The sequence below is a fragment of the Heliorestis acidaminivorans genome, from assembly GCF_008933955.1.
Taxonomy (GTDB): Bacteria; Bacillota; Desulfitobacteriia; order Heliobacteriales; family Heliobacteriaceae; genus Heliorestis; species Heliorestis acidaminivorans.
Genome location: NZ_WBXO01000004.1, coordinates 66613 through 82912, shown reverse-complemented (window position 1 = coordinate 82912; position 16300 = coordinate 66613). Strand labels below are relative to the sequence as shown.

The window sequence follows — 16300 nt, the reverse complement described above, 5'->3', positions numbered from 1 at the left end:
CTCCTTAAATTATAACAAATAGAATTTATTACACATAGGAAAATAGTTTTTACGCTTATCCTTCTTCTCAGTATTGTTAAAGAAAATTTATAGTGTTTTTTTCGAAACTAAATGATATACTTATCGGAATATTTATTCATTTTTTCCTCATCACTAAGTTAGCAAGAGAAAGAACTATATCCATTTTCTTACGAAAGAGAAGGTTAAAGCAATGAAACTGAAGGGCAAGTTAATACTTTTTACGGTGCTATTATTGTTTGTAAGTTTATCCCTTGTCGGCACTATTTCTATTATCTTTATGAAGGCTGAAGGCGAAGAAGCTTTTCTGGAAAAAGCAAAATCTAATTTGCAGTTAGGCTATGCTTATTTGGATCAGCGCTGGCCTGGACCTTGGGCCATTCGAGAAGACGGGCTCTACAAAGGCGACTACCTCGTTAACGGCAACGAAGAAATGGTCGACGCTATTGCCGAACTTAGCGGCGGCACTGTAACAATTTTTCAAGAAGCTACTAGAGTAACTACTAACGTAATTCGTGATGGTCAACGAGCTACTGGCACTACAGCATCTCCTGCAGTTGTTGATACTGTCATTAACCAGGGAAGTATTTTTTTAGACAAAGCTAATGTAGCAGGGACAAATTATCAAAAATGACTGACCATACGAGCAATAAGAGCGCTGAAGTATTAACAGCAATTCAAAAAATATCAAAAAACATAGACTCAGTAGCTACTATGACAGAACAAGCAACTATCGGTACTTCCGAAATTGCTAAAGGTGTTGATCACACTACACAAGCAAGCATCCAAATAAGCGAAGCCGCTCTAGCACAAGCCAAAATTGCTGATGAGTTAAGTAGTATGGTAAGTAAGTTTAAGGTTTAAAGCCTTTTCGATTGAAAACTTGGTTTCAGCTTCTGATAGGGATATAATAAGAGCAGAGTTCGACCTATCGGCTATTCCACTTTTTTTCGAAAGGAACTACAGCATGGATAATCAGAGAGAAAGTCACAGAGAGATTGTTGCGAAATTTAGAAAAAGAACGACCCTACCTTTTCTAGGCATCTTGCTTTTGCTTATAGTCGGCAGTTTCTTTATGAATGACAATTTAAGAAGCCCTATCAATCACTCTGCTACAAATAATCCAGCCTTACTTATCCCTTACAATGCTGGGAAAGTCTATAAGCACTTCTCTATCGAAAATCCTGAAGCCCTTGAATCTGCTATCAGCAATGCTATCAAAGAGCAGGGAAAAAATTATTTCGCTGGTGACTATCTTACAGAAGGACATATGATTCTTGGCATAGAGAAAAAGGACAACAACAAGAAGGTAACCGTTTACACTGTCGCTAGTGTCGGTTGGTTTAGTTTTGAAAATGGCTTCTTCACTAAGATTAGTGGTACAGGCGCTGTTCCGACAGTGATGACTTTTGCTGAAAATAATCTGGGAGCTTACGAACTGCTCACTTACCGAGAGCCCGAAGATGGCTCTAACTATGCAGCATCCATCAAAAAAATGTTCCCCGAAGATCTGCAAGAGTTGCTGTTCACTAGCCAAGTAAATTATCTTTACTTAGACCTCCAACAAGAAGCACAAGCAAAAGCTTACTTACAAAGCATAGGTAGTACAGCTGAAGTTAATATCAACTTGAGAAGGCCCTTGCCGTTGTAACTACTACAATATAGGCGCATCCAACATCATTGTGTTAGCAGAAATACAAGAGGAACTGCCCAACTCTCTGCCGGTTATGAGCTCGTCTTATCTCTTGAATACGGAGCTAAGATCAATCCGGAAGAGTCTAGGCAGTTCCTCGCTTATTTGTTAGATTTGTGAGTGAAGGTTTCTTTTATTACTAGTCGATTGCTGAAGAGTTTCTTATAGGGTTGCTTGTAGGGTTGCTTGTAGGGTTGCTTGTAGGGTTGCTTGTAGGGTTGCTTGCTACTTCATCTCTAATATATCTGATAAACTTCCAGGGTTAGTATAGTATTTTTGACTACTATGCTTTGGACTTTCTGGATGTGTCATTTTTAATAATTCTTTTTCCAATAAAATTTTTAGATATTTCCCAACAAAAGAACTTCTGTCTTTATGGCCGAGCCAATTCATAATCTCAGAACGAGATTTAGGTTCTGTACAAAATCTTAATATTTGAATGTGTTTTGAATCTAATTGATGGTTTATTGCGTAACCATCTATCTTACTCGTTGTACTTTCTTTCAAAACATTGTCCATTGTGTCGATACCATTGCTAAGCTCATATCTAACAGTAGGTCCTTTTGTTCCTATTTTTGTAAGATAAGGTTTCTCTGGCGTGCTTAGCTTAGAAAGCATTTGGCTAACTGATAGTGTATCTTGAATGCCTAATAGTATACGAATTTGGCTGTTCGTAACAAAGCCATATTTTCTGGTTGCTACAAGTATAAGTTTCTCTTGGTCATTCAGTTCAGCAAATCGAGAGACCCACAATTTATCCTCTTCGTCTATTAGGTGTTGTTGGTTTAATGTAATTCTAAATTGATGGCGTCTAAGATCATTTTCTATTTTGGGAAGTTCAAAGTTCATTTGTTGCCAATTTCGAAATATCTTTAATAATCCAGTTCCGGCTAGCTCAGCCCAGCCAACAATACGAAAAACTTTTGCGATTATTGGATTCCTTGGAGCTGTAAGGTTACCTTCATAAAGATCGTCTGTATCTGTTATTTGTGAAGCGCCAGGATTTATTAGCTCTATAGACTGGGGTGAGTGGCGTATCTGTGCAATTTTACGTTCAAAGTAATCTTGATGGATGATTAGATTTACCAAAGCTTCACGTATCGCAACAATCACCGGTGTTTCTGCTTGCCTTTGCATTGTGGGCATATAAAAAGGAGAGTCATGATGTCGCTTAATTCGCTCCATCAGTGACAGAAATGTTTCAATTAAGTTTTCTTGACATATCAGTCTATCATCCCAACGGGGCTCATCTCCCCAACGGGGCGCTTTTTGATAGTAATACTGTATTTCATAAGAAGGAAGTTTTTCTTGTATGGCTTCGGACTTTCCAAATAGCAATAGTCCTGCTAAGGTGAGCCCTTCTTGACTATTGATACGATCTTTTCTCCAAATTCCCAATCTTCTATAAAAAGCATCTAGTGACAGACCGAGTAATGGTGAAGTAGCATCGTATGAAGAAAGATAATTACGGTACTTAAGGACCGTAGATTCATCTATATCATTAATATCGTAACCTTCTAGGATTATTGTATCACTTGACTGCTCTGATGCTTCTCTCATCATGCGTTTAATTTCTTCATCAGAACAACGATAGTCTCCACTTGCTAAGCGCAAATAAGTATTGTTAGGATTATCGCCATAATAAATTGGTTTTGTCTGTCTTGGCATAGGTGGAACATAAAAAACCAATATTTTTTTACCTTCATATTCTAAACGTTCTGGCTTAGCTGATAATGCTATGTTAAATTTTTTCCCTCGTAATGTTGATAGAAAGTCATTTTGTATTTTTTCTAAATTTTGTACGCCTGTTATTTCGAATTTATTATCTATCTCTTTTACGCCAAAAATGATATGACCGCCCTCTGTATTTGAAAAAGCACTTACAGTTTTCCAAACATCGTTAGGCACTTGGTTCTTCGCTTCTTTAAACTCCAAGTTTGTCCATTCTTCTCCATCTAGTAATTTTTGAAGTTCTTCAAGCTTCACTTTATCACCCCTTTTTATGTTTTTTGGTATATTTTAACATTAAGATAGCTTTCTTGACAACTGTAAGACTCTTTTATCCCTTACCTATTCAGAATTAAATAACAGTAAGAGCATGGTATTAAATCCTGAAAAAAATAGTCCCTTGAAGAAAGCTCTTTCACCAAAGGACTACAAATAAAATCACCAAGCAGATTTATTCGAATAAGGCTAGCTCTACTCTTTTAGTTTTGCTGTTACGCTTACCTTTGCTGTTATTTTTATTGCTATTATCTCTGACCTTATCATCGCTATCGCTGTTATTACTATTATCGTCGCTACTCTTTATTCTCTTACTTTTCTCTTTATCGCCTTTACCTTGCAAAGACAAGCTATTGCGCTCCCAGAAGACGCCCTCTTGATAGCCTTGGATTTCTTGGTCTAACTCGGCTAGTTCTAGCCTGCGCTCGGTTAGCATGGCATACTCTGCGTCAAGCTCAATGCCAAGATAGCGCCTGCCAAGCTTTTTTGCTACCACTGATGTAGTGCCACTGCCTACAAAAGGGTCTAGAACGAAGTCACCCTGATTACTGCTGGCTAGAATGATTTTGGCCAGCAGTTTTTCGCTTTTTTGTGTTGGATGATCGGTGTTTTCCGGCATGGACCAGAAAGGTATAGTTATATCAGTCCACAGGTTGGAAGGGTGCGTATCACGAAACTTGCCTGTCTCTGTATCTTGCCAGTCCTTTGGCTTGCCGTTTTCTTTATAAGGAGCAATGACTTTACGGCGAAGTTTAACTTTATCTACATTAAAAGTGTAGTTTTTGGACTTGGTGCAAAACCAGATGTCTTCGCTGGAGTTTTTCCAGTTACCTAAAGCACCTCTGCCTTTTTCCCGCTCCCAGGTGATTCGATTTTGTACATAAAAATGTTCGGAAGCTACTTCGTAAATCGATGTTGAGGAGTACCAATCTCCACAGATGTAGATGGAGGCAGAGTCTTTAAGTAAATGATTAAGAGTTCTAACAACGTTGTCTAGCCATTTTGAATATGTATTCACATCAGTCTTGGCAAAGTTTCTGCCATTAAAGTTTTTGCTTAAATTATAAGGAGGATCTAAAAAAAGCAAGTCCACCGATTTGCTCGGCAACACTTCTGCCCATTCTAGGCAATCGCCATTGATAGTGCCTTGTGGCAGATCTGCACTGAGCTTTTCCTCTGGCTTGTCCGTAATCAGCTTAGGCTTAAGTCGTATTCTATCCTCTTCTGTTAGGAAGAGGGTTCTGTTTCTACGGGCTCTTTTTTTTGATTTTTCTTCCTGCGTTGTAGTTTCCGTCGTTGCTTCTATCGTAGCTTCTGTTGTAGCTCCCGTCTTAGCTTCCATGTCTAGCCCTACCTCTTCCGTCGCTCTTTGTATATTCTTGCTTCTATAGTCTTAGTAGCTTTGTAGCTTTATTGTATTTATTTTAACATATTCTCGGACGGTTGGTATTTTTGAGGCTAGGACTATTTTATATAGACGCCTTATCCTAATCCAACCTATATTAGATTATCTGTAACAACTTAGGACATTCTAAAGCATACAACGGCATGGAAAAGAAGACATGAAAAGTTTTACGATAGGTCAAAATAGGCTTAGCAATAATATGGTAGGAGGTCCAGCCTTGTCTACGATTAAATGCAACGTCGAAGAGTGCTATTATAATGAAAAGGAACACTGCAAGGCCTCTACGGTTCAGGTACGGTCGCAGTTTCCTAATTATATAACTAGTGTTTCCGACGATACAGCTTGTGAAACTTTCGTTCCCAAGGTTTCAATTAGGTGAATGAGCTTTTTAAGCCTCTGACTCTCCTTTTAGAGTTTTAAAAAACTCCCAATATCGCAAAAAATATGCGAATTGGGAGTTCTCATCTTCTTAGTTTATATTCGTGGCGATATGATATGTTATGACTGCTTAGTGCGAAGCTCAAAGATTTCACTTTCATGTTCTATAGAGCGAATTCCTAATGTTGTAATCATACGATCTTGTTTGCTTACTTTACCTTCTATGCGGTCAAGTCGTTCGGATATTTTCTTGATTTCAGCACCATTTACCTTGCCATTATCTTCTACAGCTCTTAAGACTTGATACATTTCCTCTTGGCGCTTCTCTATGGAGTCCATTCGCTTTTCCATGGAGTCCATTCGTTTCTCCATGGAGTCCATTCGTTTCTCCATGGAGTCCATTCGTTTCTCCATGGAGTCCATTCTCTTCTCCATAGAATCCAAACGATTTTCTATAGAACCTACACGCTTGTCTATAGATTTTACGACTTCTAGAAGTTCTTTAAGTAATGATTCCACCTTATCACCTTCTTCTTAAAAAATCTCTAGGAGCTCAAATGAGAAAATAATGCTCAATATTCTACTTTTTATTCTAAGCTTCTCCATGCTAATAGACAAGTGTTATATTCAGATTATAGTCTAGCTATTTGTCAGCAGACTCTCTTCTAGCCTCTTTTTTTCCTCCCCACCCATGCCCTTGCGGGAATATTCTTTTAATCAAGAGGAAAAGTTGACCATATAGCGAAAAGATCTTACAAGCGATTAATTACTTTTTTATTCTCACTACCTATATTTGCTATTCATCAATAAGTAGCCCTTAAATAATCATAAGATGAACAATACCTAACCACGCACTAAGGAGGTATGCTCATGGGTCTTTCCAAAGAACTCGAAGTAGCTGATGTGGAAATAGCACTTCCCCAGGACTTAGACGGCCTCATCAGCGACAAAAAGCAAAAAGCGCAAATCGATGAAGTTATCGATGAATACGGAGATCAACCAGGCCAGTTAATTCGGGTTTTACAACGAAGTCAGGAGATCGTCGGCTATCTACCTGAAGAAGTTCAACGCTATATAGCTGTTCGCCTAGACCTTCCTGTCAGCGAAGTTGCCGGTGTCGTTAGCTTCTACAGTCTTTTTTCTACAGAGCCCAAAGGCAAATACACCATCTCAGTCTGCCTTGGCACAGCCTGTTACGTCAAAGGCGCTCAAGATATTGTCGATGTCATCAAAAAAGAGCTCTCCATTGATGTGAAGGAAACAACGGAAGACGGCCTTTTTACCTTAGACGGTAGTCGCTGTATTGGCGCATGCGGCTTAGCACCCGTCCTAGCCATTAACGATAAAATTTTCGGTCGTGTAAAAAAAGAAGATATACCTGCCATATTGGCTTCTTATAAAAGCTTAGATCAGACTCCACAACAGGACAATCAAAAAGACTCTCAACAAGTCAATCTAAAAGACTCAGAGCCAGCAAAGGATTTAGAAGTTGCTAAGTTAGAAGATGAGTCTGTTACCTTGCTAGCCAAAAAGCAGGAAACAAAAGTCTAAGATTCTATAGCAAAGGGGTGTGCCGATGACTTTGCAAAAAATCCAATCTCTCGAAGATTTGAATAGCATTAAAGAAAAAACCATGCCTTACCTATCTTTGCGCCTTGGTGCTTTTGGTGATGATAGAACTTCTCAAGAAAAAGCAGAAGCTCTTGCCTCCTCGCCTTATAACCACAGCATCATGGTCTGTGCTGGCACTGGTTGCTTATCTAGTAACAGCCAAAAAGTAAAAGAGCAACTTCTCGAAGAAATAAACAAGCGCCACTTGGCAGATAAAGTAGAAATCGTCAAAACAGGCTGTTTTGGCTTTTGTGAACTTGGCCCTGTTGTAGTTATCCATCCTGGCGCTTACTTCTATTGTCGCATTCAACCTGAAGATGTGCAGGATATTTTTGATAACCATATCGAAAAAGGCCAGGCCGTACAAAGACTGCTCTACAAAAACCCAACTACTCATGAAATAACGGAAACAATGGATGAAAACAAATTCTTTCATCCCCAGACTCGCATTGCCCTTCGCAATTGCGGCATAATCAATCCTGAAAAAATGGATGAATACATTGCTCGCGATGGCTATCGTGCTCTGGCGAAAGTGCTTATGGAAATGACGCCCTCTGAAGTTGTCAAAACTGTTCGCGACTCCGAACTGCGTGGTCGTGGCGGCGCTGGCTTCCTTACGGGACGTAAGTGGGCTTTTACAGCGGCTGTAAAACAAGATTACAAATACGTAGTCTGTAATGCTGATGAAGGCGATCCTGGCGCTTTTATGGATCGCAGTATCTTAGAAGGCGACCCTCACGCGGTCTTAGAAGCAATGGCTATTGCTGGTTATGCTGTCGGGGCTAGTGAAGGCTATATCTATGTGCGCGCAGAGTACCCTATTGCCGTGGCTAGATTAGAAAAAGCTATCGAAGAAGCTACGCAAAAAGGACTGCTGGGGGAAAATATTTTAGGCTCAGGCTTTAACTTTACTGTGGAGATTCGCCTCGGAGCTGGCGCTTTTGTCTGCGGCGAAGAAACAGCCTTACTTCGTTCGGTCACAGGACAGCGTGGCGAACCTAGATCACGTCCTCCCTACCCAGCAGTGCAGGGACTTTGGGACAAGCCAACGCTTTTGAATAACGTGGAAACTTACGCCAACATTCCGCAGATTATTTTGCAAGGTCCTCAGTGGTACGCTAGCATAGGCACAGAAGGTAGTAAAGGTACGAAGATTTTTTCGCTTGCTGGCAAAATCAATAACACTGGCTTAATTGAAGTGCCTATGGGTACTACTTTACGCACTATTGTCTACGAGATCGGCGGCGGTATTCCCCAAGGAAAGTCTTTTAAAGCTATTCAAACAGGCGGTCCTTCTGGTGGTTGCCTCCCTGCAGAGCATCTCGATAAACCAATCGACTACGAGAGTCTAACGGAGATAGGTTCTATGATGGGTTCGGGCGGTCTGATCGTCATGGACGAAAGCGACTGCATGGTCGATATTGCCCGTTTTTATCTAGAGTTTACGCAAGATGAATCTTGTGGCAAATGTACACCTTGCCGCATTGGCACGAAGCGTCTTTTGGAGATTGTTAATAGGATTACAGAAGGTAATGGTAAGCTAGAAGATTTAGAGATCTTAGAAGAACTTGGTCACGATATACAAGAAGCCTCTCTCTGTGGTCTTGGGCAAACAGCGCCTAACCCTGTCTTAAGTACGCTCCATTATTTTCGTGAAGAATTTATCACTCATATTCAAGATAAACGTTGCCCCGCTGGTGTCTGCAAAGCTTTAAGTCGTCATGAAATCGATCAAGAAAAATGTATTAGTTGTAGCATCTGCACCAAGCATTGCCCTGTAAAAGCTATCTCCGGTGAACGAAAAGTTAAGCCTTTCCTAATCGATCCTGATATCTGCACTAACTGCGGTATATGTGTGGAAAAATGTCCTCCCAAAGCGATTTTACGTCGCTAATTTAGTAGATAAGTTAAGTTAAGTGCTGACTTAAGTACTGACTTAATTGCTAAGTTAATCGAGGGACTTAATCGCTGACTTAATAACTAAGTTCGCCCCTTAAGTTCACCCTTTTAAGTTCGTAAGTTCGTTCAAGTTCCTATGTCAAAGGAGGCAAAAAATGCAGAAACGCAATAAAAATGCTCTTATAACGACTTCAGACGAGGAAAGGCAAAACAATTCAACTGTTCAAGCAAGAAGGGAAAAAGAGCAGGCCGGTATGGAGGCGAGTATGGCAACTGCCTCGGATGGTAGTATATCAGCTAACTCTAAGGAAAGTGCGTCAAAAAGAGCACAGACTCTACCAGGCACAGCAGAGCAAAGTAAAGAGCCTGCTGAGCCCAAAGAAATGGTAACTCTCCAAATCGATGGCATCACAGTAGAAGTAGAAAAAGGCCTTTCCTTGCTAGAAGCGGCACGGAACATTGGCATCAATATCCCTAGCCTTTGTTACCTTAAAGATATTAACGAAATTGGCGCTTGTCGCGTCTGTCTGGTGGAGATCGAAGGACAAAGAACTTTGCAAGCATCCTGCGTCTACCCTTCAGTCGATGGCTTAATTGTGCGCACCAACACAGCACGAGTGCGCAAAGCTCGTAAAAGAACAGTAGAATTGCTTCTCTCTAATCATCATCGGGAATGCACGACTTGTAACCGCAACTTAAACTGCGAACTGCAAAATGTGGCCGACGATCTGGCCATTCGCGATATTGAGCCTACTGGCGAAGTGCGGCGCTACGAGATTCACGACAACAATCCAGCTATTCAGCGTGACTACAACAAATGCATTCACTGTCGCCGCTGTGAAGCAATTTGCTCGAAAATGCAACAATGTCACGTCTATTCAGCACAAAACAGAGGCTTTGAAACTGTCATCGCCCCTGCTTTTATGCGTGATCTTGGTGAAGTAGCCTGCATCATGTGCGGTCAATGTGTTATCGCCTGCCCTGTCGGTTCTCTGACAGACAAAGAAAGCATGAGCCCTATCTGGGAAATCTTAGAAGACCCTCGCAATCACGTAGTTGTACAGACAGCACCATCTATTCAAGTTACTTTAGGTGAAGAATTTGGCCTACCTGTCGGTACTGTCGTAACAGGTAAAATGGTTACTGCCCTGCGCAGGCTCGGTTTTGATCAAGTCTTTGCTACGGACTTTGCCGCTGACTTAACAATTATGGAAGAGGCCCATGAATTCATTGGACGCTTTGAAGAAGGTCGCTTGCCTTTTCTTACTTCCTGTTGCCCTGGCTGGATTAAGTTTTGCGAGCATTTTTATCCACAATTTATCCCCAATTTGTCCACATGTAAATCACCAATGTCCATGTTCGGAGCTTTAACTCGCTTCTATCATGGGAAAAAGCGCGACATCGATCCAGAAAGGCTCTTTTCTGTAGCCATCATGCCTTGCACAGCCAAAAAGTATGAAGCCGCTAGGCCCGAACATAGCGATGGTAAAAGGCCTCATATTGACTATGTTCTAACGACTCGTGAATTAGCTATGATGATTCGCCAAGCTGGTATCGATTTTGCTAAACTGCCAGACAGTGAATATGATTCGCCCCTCGGAGAATACACTGGCGCTGGTACAATTTTCGGTGCTACAGGTGGCGTTATGGAAGCGGCACTGCGCACCGCTTACTGGGCTATGACAGGTGGCAAAAAGGTAGAAAATTCACCACAAGAAGAAGTGCGCGAGCAGACTGTAGAGTTTCGCGAGATTCGCGGACAATCAGGCTTGAAGATATCTAAGGTGCGCTTAGGCGATCATGAGATCAAAGTTGCTGTCGCTCACGGCACCGGTAATGCTCGTCAAATCTTAGAAGCTATCATCGCCGGAGAAAAAATCGACTACGTAGAAATCATGGCCTGCCCTGGCGGTTGTGTCGGCGGCGGCGGTCAACCTGTCTTAGGTGGTCGCGACCACCGCAAGATTTCTCTTGATTATCGCCATAACCGTTCCGATGCCCTTTACAATATTGATTACAGCAAAAAACTACGCAACAGCCATGAGAACGCTACGATACAGAATCTCTACAAAACCTATCTTGACCACCCCGGCAGTGAGAAAGCTCATAAAGTTTTGCATACTGCTTATAGGGCTAGGAATCGGTGGAGTTAGGAATATTTTTTAGGAGTGACTGACGCTGTCGGATCGGAGAGTATTTTTTTGAATACTTAGGACCTAAGTCTATTGTACTTTTTTACCACTTTGCGTAAAATGTAACTATAGATTAATCTGAACAGGTGGTGATTTTGATGGCAATTGGCGGAATCTCTAATAATGTAACAAGCTCTTACTACAAATCTTTACAGTCAATGGGAAATTCACAAGAACGCTTAAGCTCTGCATTGCAGATCAACAGAGCAGGTGATAATCCCGCGGGCTTAGCGATTGCCGAAAAAATCTCTGGCCAAGTTCGCGGGTTAAATCAAGCAAGCAGTAATATTCAAGATGGCATATCTATGTTGCGTACCTCTGAGGGTGCTATGGATAGTAGTCATTCTATAATGCAACGTATGCGGGAGCTATCTATTCAAGCTTCTAACGGCACACTATCTGACTCTGATCGCTCGAACATACAAAACGAGATAAATCAATTAAAAGACCAACTTAATACTAACGCTAATCAGACTCAATTTAACACTATTCCTACTAACGATGGCACTTTACAAAATAGTCAAATCCAAGCTGGTGCCAACAGTGGGCAAACTATAGATATAACTATTTCCGATACTTCCGTAGCAGGTCTTGGTGCTAATATTGATGTATCGACTCAAGCTAACGCTAGTTCTGCTATTGCTGATATGGATCAAGCCATCCGTAACCTTTCCTCGACTCGTTCTGACGTAGGAGCTTTGGAAAACCGTCTAGAACAGGCTCAGCAAAACAGTCAAAATGCGGCTTATCAACAGCAAGCAAGCGAGTCTAGAATTCGCGATGCCGACATGGCTAAAGAGATTATGCTTTTTAAGCAAAGCGGTATTACTCTCTATTCTGCCATCATGACCATGGCGACAAAGAGTAAGACGATGGGGTCAAATTTATCTCTCCTCGTTTAGTCCTTTTCCCCTAAGACTTAAGCCTCCGATAGTAGAATCGAATAGTATTACAGAACCAAAAAGCCCATCTCATTTTTTTGTGAGATGGGCTTTGCTCTGCTCATTCTGGCTTTTGATAGATAATTACTTCCTTAAACTTACGTTGTACAAAGTCTTCCGTAATACGGCTCATAGATTCAGAATGGCCTAGAAAAAAGGCTTTGCCGGTTTATTTTTTTTCATTATAGAGCTCTATAAGCTATAGATTTAATTAGCTTGTTCAAGCTGAATTCTGCCTAGTTTAGTACGCAGGGCTTCTACTTCTTCTAGATCGAAAGTTAATTCTAAAGCCGCTGTGAGGCTTTCATAATAATCATCTACAGCTTGCAAAGCTTCTGTACTTATTTTATTGAGACTTCTCTCTAAGGCGGGTTCATAGATACTGTAAAGTAAATCTCGCCCTTCCCTTAAGTAGTCGTCTACTGGCGCTTGTAGTTGCTTTTCTAAGGCCTCTCGTAACCGAGCACGACCAGATCCTTCAAAAAAATCTTTGGGGCTTTTGATCATAGAAAGGAGAGGGACAAGCGAGTTACTGCTGGTACTGAGCCTGTTAAGTGGGAATTCTGGTGTAGTTATAGTGGCAACTTCTCTTTGCGACAGCTGTAGTTGGTGAGCTTCCTGACGCACTAATTCAGCAAGTTTGCTCTGTAGATGTTCTGCTCGCCCGTTGAGAAATTTTTCTAAGCGCAAAGAAGTAGCTCGTAATTCTTGGGCTAGTTCTTGTTCTATTGTCTTGATCAAACTTTCTAGAGAATGGTGCATTGCCCCTTTGGTAATTGCTCCACTGTCATTTTGCAATACTGCTGGATTAAAGTAACGGTTAAAAAGATCGCCAAAACGGAAGAAAAGGCGTTGCTTCAAGTAATAGACAAGCTCTTCTAGCTCCTGCTGTAAGAAGTTACTTTCGGCTTTGCTCTCTATTCCTTGAATCAGACGATGTAATTGAGTTCGTGAAGCTTCATAAGTCGCTTTTTTGATACGCCTAGAAGAAGCGTCGGTGTGAGCTGTAGCAATAACTTCATCTAATGCACTGAGACAGCGAGCCAAGTCGTTTTCGCCTGCTTGCACAGCTACTGCTGTAAGCTCTTCTAATGTAAAGTGGAAAAAAGCTTCCTCAAAGGCCTCAAAGCCTGATAGTCTCAACCCTTCCTGATAGCTGGGCTCACCTTCTCTTGCAGTGGCTTTTTGGGCACTACGCAGAGAACTTATTCTCTGTCGATAAGTTTTCTCTAATGTTGCTGTTAATGCATCTAGATATTCTAAGCGGGCAAGTAAAGCAGTCTGGCTGGAAATAGGGAAAATGCGCGGTTCTTTAATACCACATTCGCTCACTCGATCTTCTACATGCCTTAATACTTCATTAAGTTCCTCTTCTGTCTTAGCTAGATCAACGGCGTTGACGAGGAAAAACATCTTGTCTAAGGCAAAGGTATCTTTTACACGACCTAGCTGAAAGAGAAAATCCCGATCGGCATGGGAAAAAGCGCTGTTATAGTAAGTGACAAAAAGTAGGGCATCAGCGTTTTTGATATACTCAAAAGCCACTCCCGTATGACGAGCATTGATAGAGTCTGCTCCTGGTGTATCGACTAGCATAATACCTCGATCTGTCAAAGGGCAACTGTAGTAAAGCTCAATCCATTCAACAAAACAAGCTTTTTCTTCACTAGCTACATAGTCGTTAAAGTCTACTAACTTAATAGTTTGAATGCTACCTAGGTGTCCTTCTACATGAGGTAACCCTTTAGCAAGGGCTTGTAAGAAAGAATAATGAGGCTTGGCCGTAGGGTGAACTTGACTAGGTGATAATTGAGTAAGTAACTCTAAGGCTTCTTCCAAAGTTGTCGCTTCTAAGCCACAGGCTCGCAGGGAATGGAGTACATCGCTTTCCATGTCGGCTTTTGTTTTTAGTTGAACGCGCACTGTGCCGTGAGGATAAGACTTAGTGGGAGGAAGAATCTTGTTAATTGCCGCTGTCGTAGGGTTTGGTGATACAGGTAATACAAATTGTCCTAGCAAAGCGTTAGCTACAGAAGATTTGCCAGCACTGAAAGCACCGAATAAAGCCACTGTAAAAATATTTTCTTCTAAACGCTCTGCTCTTTGTCCCATAGCCTGAGCCATATGGGCAAAGCCCGACAAGTTTTCAATAGACTGCGCAAAGCTACGCAGTTTTGCTCCCATCTGCTGTAATGCTGTGGGGGCAGGTGCGGCAATAGATGAAGCGTAAGAAGAAGTTTGTGCTGATTCAGCAGGTATCTGGGCAACTGATTCTGCGCTAACAGCTACTGCTGAGGCGTTGGTTGACTTATCAGCCTTTCTATCTTCAAGAGCTTGAGCTGATTTACTAATGGCTTGGCCTAAACTTATTGAAGCATTCTCAGCTTCTTGCTTATTATCTTTAAGCGCAGGAATCAGTTCCTGAAGTTCAACAGCAGAAGCTAGCTTATCTTCTATAAGCTTAATTAATTGGGTCTGATAATGCCGTTCGTTTTGATCCATTTTTTCTAGACTGCGCAATGCTTCAACTAAAGACGTAAGTGGTTGCAGGCGGTCCTGCAACTGAGCAAGTTCTTGCTCACTTTCTTTTTTCGTTAGATTGACAGCCTTTTCCGCTAGGGCTAAAGCTTCTCGCCGATAGAGTCTTTTTATTTCTCCAGCTACATCATGGGTGAAGTTATGGATGTATTCGCTGTTAGCTAGAGCACCTGCTTTTACGGCACTAGCAATTAAGTTACTATCCCAAGCAATAGCAAAAGCATTAGCTTCTTGCAGATAATCGCTATCAGAAATGCCGTAGTTTTCAGGCACTTTAACAAGCAGACCGCGGAGATGCCATTCTAACTGCGTCGATACATGCTGAGCAAAGTCGGCAGTTAAAGCTTCTAAGCGCCGCTCTATTTCTTTTTTGGTTTTTTCTGCTGTAAATAAGAAACCTACCTTAAAGCCCGGCTGGCGACTAACTAGGTACTCTTGGGCTAACTCGGTCGTTGTATAGGGAGTGATGCGCGCGTTTTCGATAACTTGAATTATTTCGCGCTCTAGTTCTGCTTGCAAACCTTCTGTGCGGCTTTGCAGTTTTACATACTGTTCTTGCAATGTATTATAACTAGCTAAAGCCTCTTCTAAGTCTTCTGTTTCCTCAATTATTTCTTGCCATTTTTGACGTAACTGTGCTTGCTTAGCCCCTTGACGGGCGCAGTGCTCACCAACCAGTTGCTTAGCTGAATTGTAGATAGTTGTGGGCAATAAGGTTTCTCTATTTTGAGAAAAGGATATCAAAGCTGATTGCAAGAGGGGCACTTGGTTTTCTTCATGCTGGTCATCATTTAAGGTAGTGTAGAAAATTCCTTCGGGATGGACGTCCCAGGCGGCAAAACCGGCTCGTGAGGAACTTTTAAAGTAGGAAAAATCTAATTCAAAATCGCAATGCTTGTCTATCTGATGGACTAGGAGCAGGAGTATTTTCCCTTGCTCTTTCATCTTCTTAGCGAAAGTAAAGTTAATTTCTGATTGTACATGGTTGTAGTCCATTACATAGACGACTACATCAGCAGTAACAATCGCCTCTTCTTCTGCTAACTTTTTGGCTTTTTCTGCTGAGTCAATGCCTGGTGTATCAATAAGAACAAGACCTGGTGCCTCTAGTTGATGGGGAAGTGTCAATTCTATGGACTGAGCTTTTTGATTATCTAGACAATATTGATGGATGAGAGGAAGTTCCTTTTCGGGATTGAGCTCTATGGAGCTATTGATCATAGCTCCTGCTTTTCCTCTATGAATCGTAACAATGTTAGCACTTGAAGGAATCGGGCTAGTAGGTAACCAATCGTAGCCTAATAATTTGTTAAGTAAAGCTGACTTGCCACTAGATATGTGTCCACAGAAAGCAATATTCATCTGCTTTTCTTGGAGCTTATTAGTTAGCCCCTTCATTCTGTAGACTCCAGTTTCGTCACCAGCTTGCTTAAACTTATCTGTTAATTCAAGAAGAGTAGCTTTTAACTCTTGAAGGGATGATTGGTGGGAAGCAGACATTTTACGAACACCTACTTAACTATTATTGTGAACAACCAAGCTTGAAGCAGGTTTTTTCTAAAACCATATTAATCATACCATAACAGTCATATTAAAAAGCAGTAAAAATTTAACATTACAT

12 protein-coding genes are annotated in these 16300 nt (G+C 41.3%); 8 read left to right on the top strand and 4 right to left on the bottom strand.

The features are described from left to right. Positions 1-211: 211 nt before the first annotated feature. The 3 genes from F9B85_RS06575 to F9B85_RS06565 all read left to right on the top strand — a co-directional run bounded on the left by F9B85_RS06575 (position 212) and on the right by F9B85_RS06565 (position 1669). The gene (locus tag F9B85_RS06575) at positions 212-652 is read left to right on the top strand and encodes a cache domain-containing protein (RefSeq protein WP_151619590.1); all 441 of its coding nucleotides are present in this window, start codon (positions 212-214) and stop codon (positions 650-652) included. Further along, positions 649-882, top strand: coding sequence for a hypothetical protein (locus F9B85_RS06570; protein ID WP_151619589.1), 234 nt, complete (start codon positions 649-651; stop codon positions 880-882). Before F9B85_RS06575 ends, F9B85_RS06570 begins: the two co-directional genes overlap by 4 nt. A 103-nt stretch (positions 883-985) precedes the next feature. Beyond that, the gene (locus F9B85_RS06565) at positions 986-1669 is read left to right on the top strand and encodes a hypothetical protein (RefSeq protein ID WP_151619588.1); all 684 of its coding nucleotides are present in this window, start codon (positions 986-988) and stop codon (positions 1667-1669) included. 267 nt (positions 1670-1936) lie between these two features. Here the strand turns inward: F9B85_RS06565 and F9B85_RS06560 are convergent, their stop codons facing one another. Together F9B85_RS06560 and F9B85_RS06555 are read right to left on the bottom strand one after the other, a co-directional pair. Then, the gene (locus tag F9B85_RS06560) at positions 1937-3697 is read right to left on the bottom strand and encodes an RNA-binding domain-containing protein (protein ID WP_151619587.1); all 1761 of its coding nucleotides are present in this window, start codon (positions 3695-3697) and stop codon (positions 1937-1939) included. Positions 3698-3890: 193 nt separating this feature from the next. Continuing rightward, a complete protein-coding gene (locus F9B85_RS06555; RefSeq protein WP_151619586.1) occupies positions 3891-5057 on the bottom strand; it encodes a DNA-methyltransferase in 1167 nt (388 codons plus the stop codon). A 220-nt stretch (positions 5058-5277) separates the two neighbouring features. Here F9B85_RS06555 and F9B85_RS06550 point away from each other — a divergent pair, with 220 nt between their 5' ends. Further along, the gene (locus F9B85_RS06550) at positions 5278-5499 is read left to right on the top strand and encodes a DUF1540 domain-containing protein (protein ID WP_341474382.1); all 222 of its coding nucleotides are present in this window, start codon (positions 5278-5280) and stop codon (positions 5497-5499) included. A gap of 119 nt (positions 5500-5618) precedes the next feature. On the opposite strand, the gene F9B85_RS06545 is transcribed toward F9B85_RS06550, so the two are convergent. After that, positions 5619-6017 (bottom strand): hypothetical protein, encoded by a 399-nt coding sequence (locus F9B85_RS06545; protein ID WP_151619584.1) that lies wholly within the window; start codon positions 6015-6017, stop codon positions 5619-5621. Between the two features lie 351 nt (positions 6018-6368). Between F9B85_RS06545 and F9B85_RS06540 the strand changes: the two genes are divergently transcribed. From F9B85_RS06540 to F9B85_RS06525, 4 genes are all read left to right on the top strand, one after another. Continuing rightward, positions 6369-7049, top strand: a complete 681-nt coding sequence (locus F9B85_RS06540; protein WP_151619583.1) for an NADH-quinone oxidoreductase subunit NuoE family protein — start codon at positions 6369-6371, stop codon at positions 7047-7049. Positions 7050-7080: 31 nt separating this feature from the next. After that, the gene (locus tag F9B85_RS06535; RefSeq protein WP_423245052.1) at positions 7081-9003 is read left to right on the top strand and encodes an NADH-ubiquinone oxidoreductase-F iron-sulfur binding region domain-containing protein; all 1923 of its coding nucleotides are present in this window, start codon (positions 7081-7083) and stop codon (positions 9001-9003) included. Positions 9004-9163: 160 nt separating this feature from the next. Then, positions 9164-11161, top strand: coding sequence for an NADH-dependent [FeFe] hydrogenase, group A6 (locus F9B85_RS06530; protein WP_243138100.1), 1998 nt, complete (start codon positions 9164-9166; stop codon positions 11159-11161). A gap of 137 nt (positions 11162-11298) precedes the next feature. Beyond that, the gene (locus tag F9B85_RS06525; RefSeq protein WP_151619581.1) at positions 11299-12102 is read left to right on the top strand and encodes a flagellin N-terminal helical domain-containing protein; all 804 of its coding nucleotides are present in this window, start codon (positions 11299-11301) and stop codon (positions 12100-12102) included. A gap of 246 nt (positions 12103-12348) precedes the next feature. Here F9B85_RS06525 and F9B85_RS06515 read toward each other — a convergent pair whose 3' ends face one another. Further along, the gene (locus tag F9B85_RS06515; protein ID WP_151619580.1) at positions 12349-16179 is read right to left on the bottom strand and encodes a dynamin family protein; all 3831 of its coding nucleotides are present in this window, start codon (positions 16177-16179) and stop codon (positions 12349-12351) included. Positions 16180-16300: the final 121 nt, after the last annotated feature.

Coding starts and splice junctions, on each gene's coding strand:
- F9B85_RS06575 (WP_151619590.1), top strand. CDS start 212: ATGAAACTGAAGGGCAAGTTAATACTTTTTACGGTGCTATTATTGTTT.
- F9B85_RS06570 (WP_151619589.1), top strand. CDS start 649: ATGACTGACCATACGAGCAATAAGAGCGCTGAAGTATTAACAGCAATT.
- F9B85_RS06565 (WP_151619588.1), top strand. CDS start 986: ATGGATAATCAGAGAGAAAGTCACAGAGAGATTGTTGCGAAATTTAGA.
- F9B85_RS06555 (WP_151619586.1), bottom strand. CDS start 5,057: ATGGAAGCTAAGACGGGAGCTACAACAGAAGCTACGATAGAAGCAACG.
- F9B85_RS06550 (WP_341474382.1), top strand. CDS start 5,278: ATGAAAAGTTTTACGATAGGTCAAAATAGGCTTAGCAATAATATGGTA.
- F9B85_RS06540 (WP_151619583.1), top strand. CDS start 6,369: ATGGGTCTTTCCAAAGAACTCGAAGTAGCTGATGTGGAAATAGCACTT.
- F9B85_RS06530 (WP_243138100.1), top strand. CDS start 9,164: ATGCAGAAACGCAATAAAAATGCTCTTATAACGACTTCAGACGAGGAA.
- F9B85_RS06525 (WP_151619581.1), top strand. CDS start 11,299: ATGGCAATTGGCGGAATCTCTAATAATGTAACAAGCTCTTACTACAAA.
- F9B85_RS06515 (WP_151619580.1), bottom strand. CDS start 16,179: ATGTCTGCTTCCCACCAATCATCCCTTCAAGAGTTAAAAGCTACTCTT.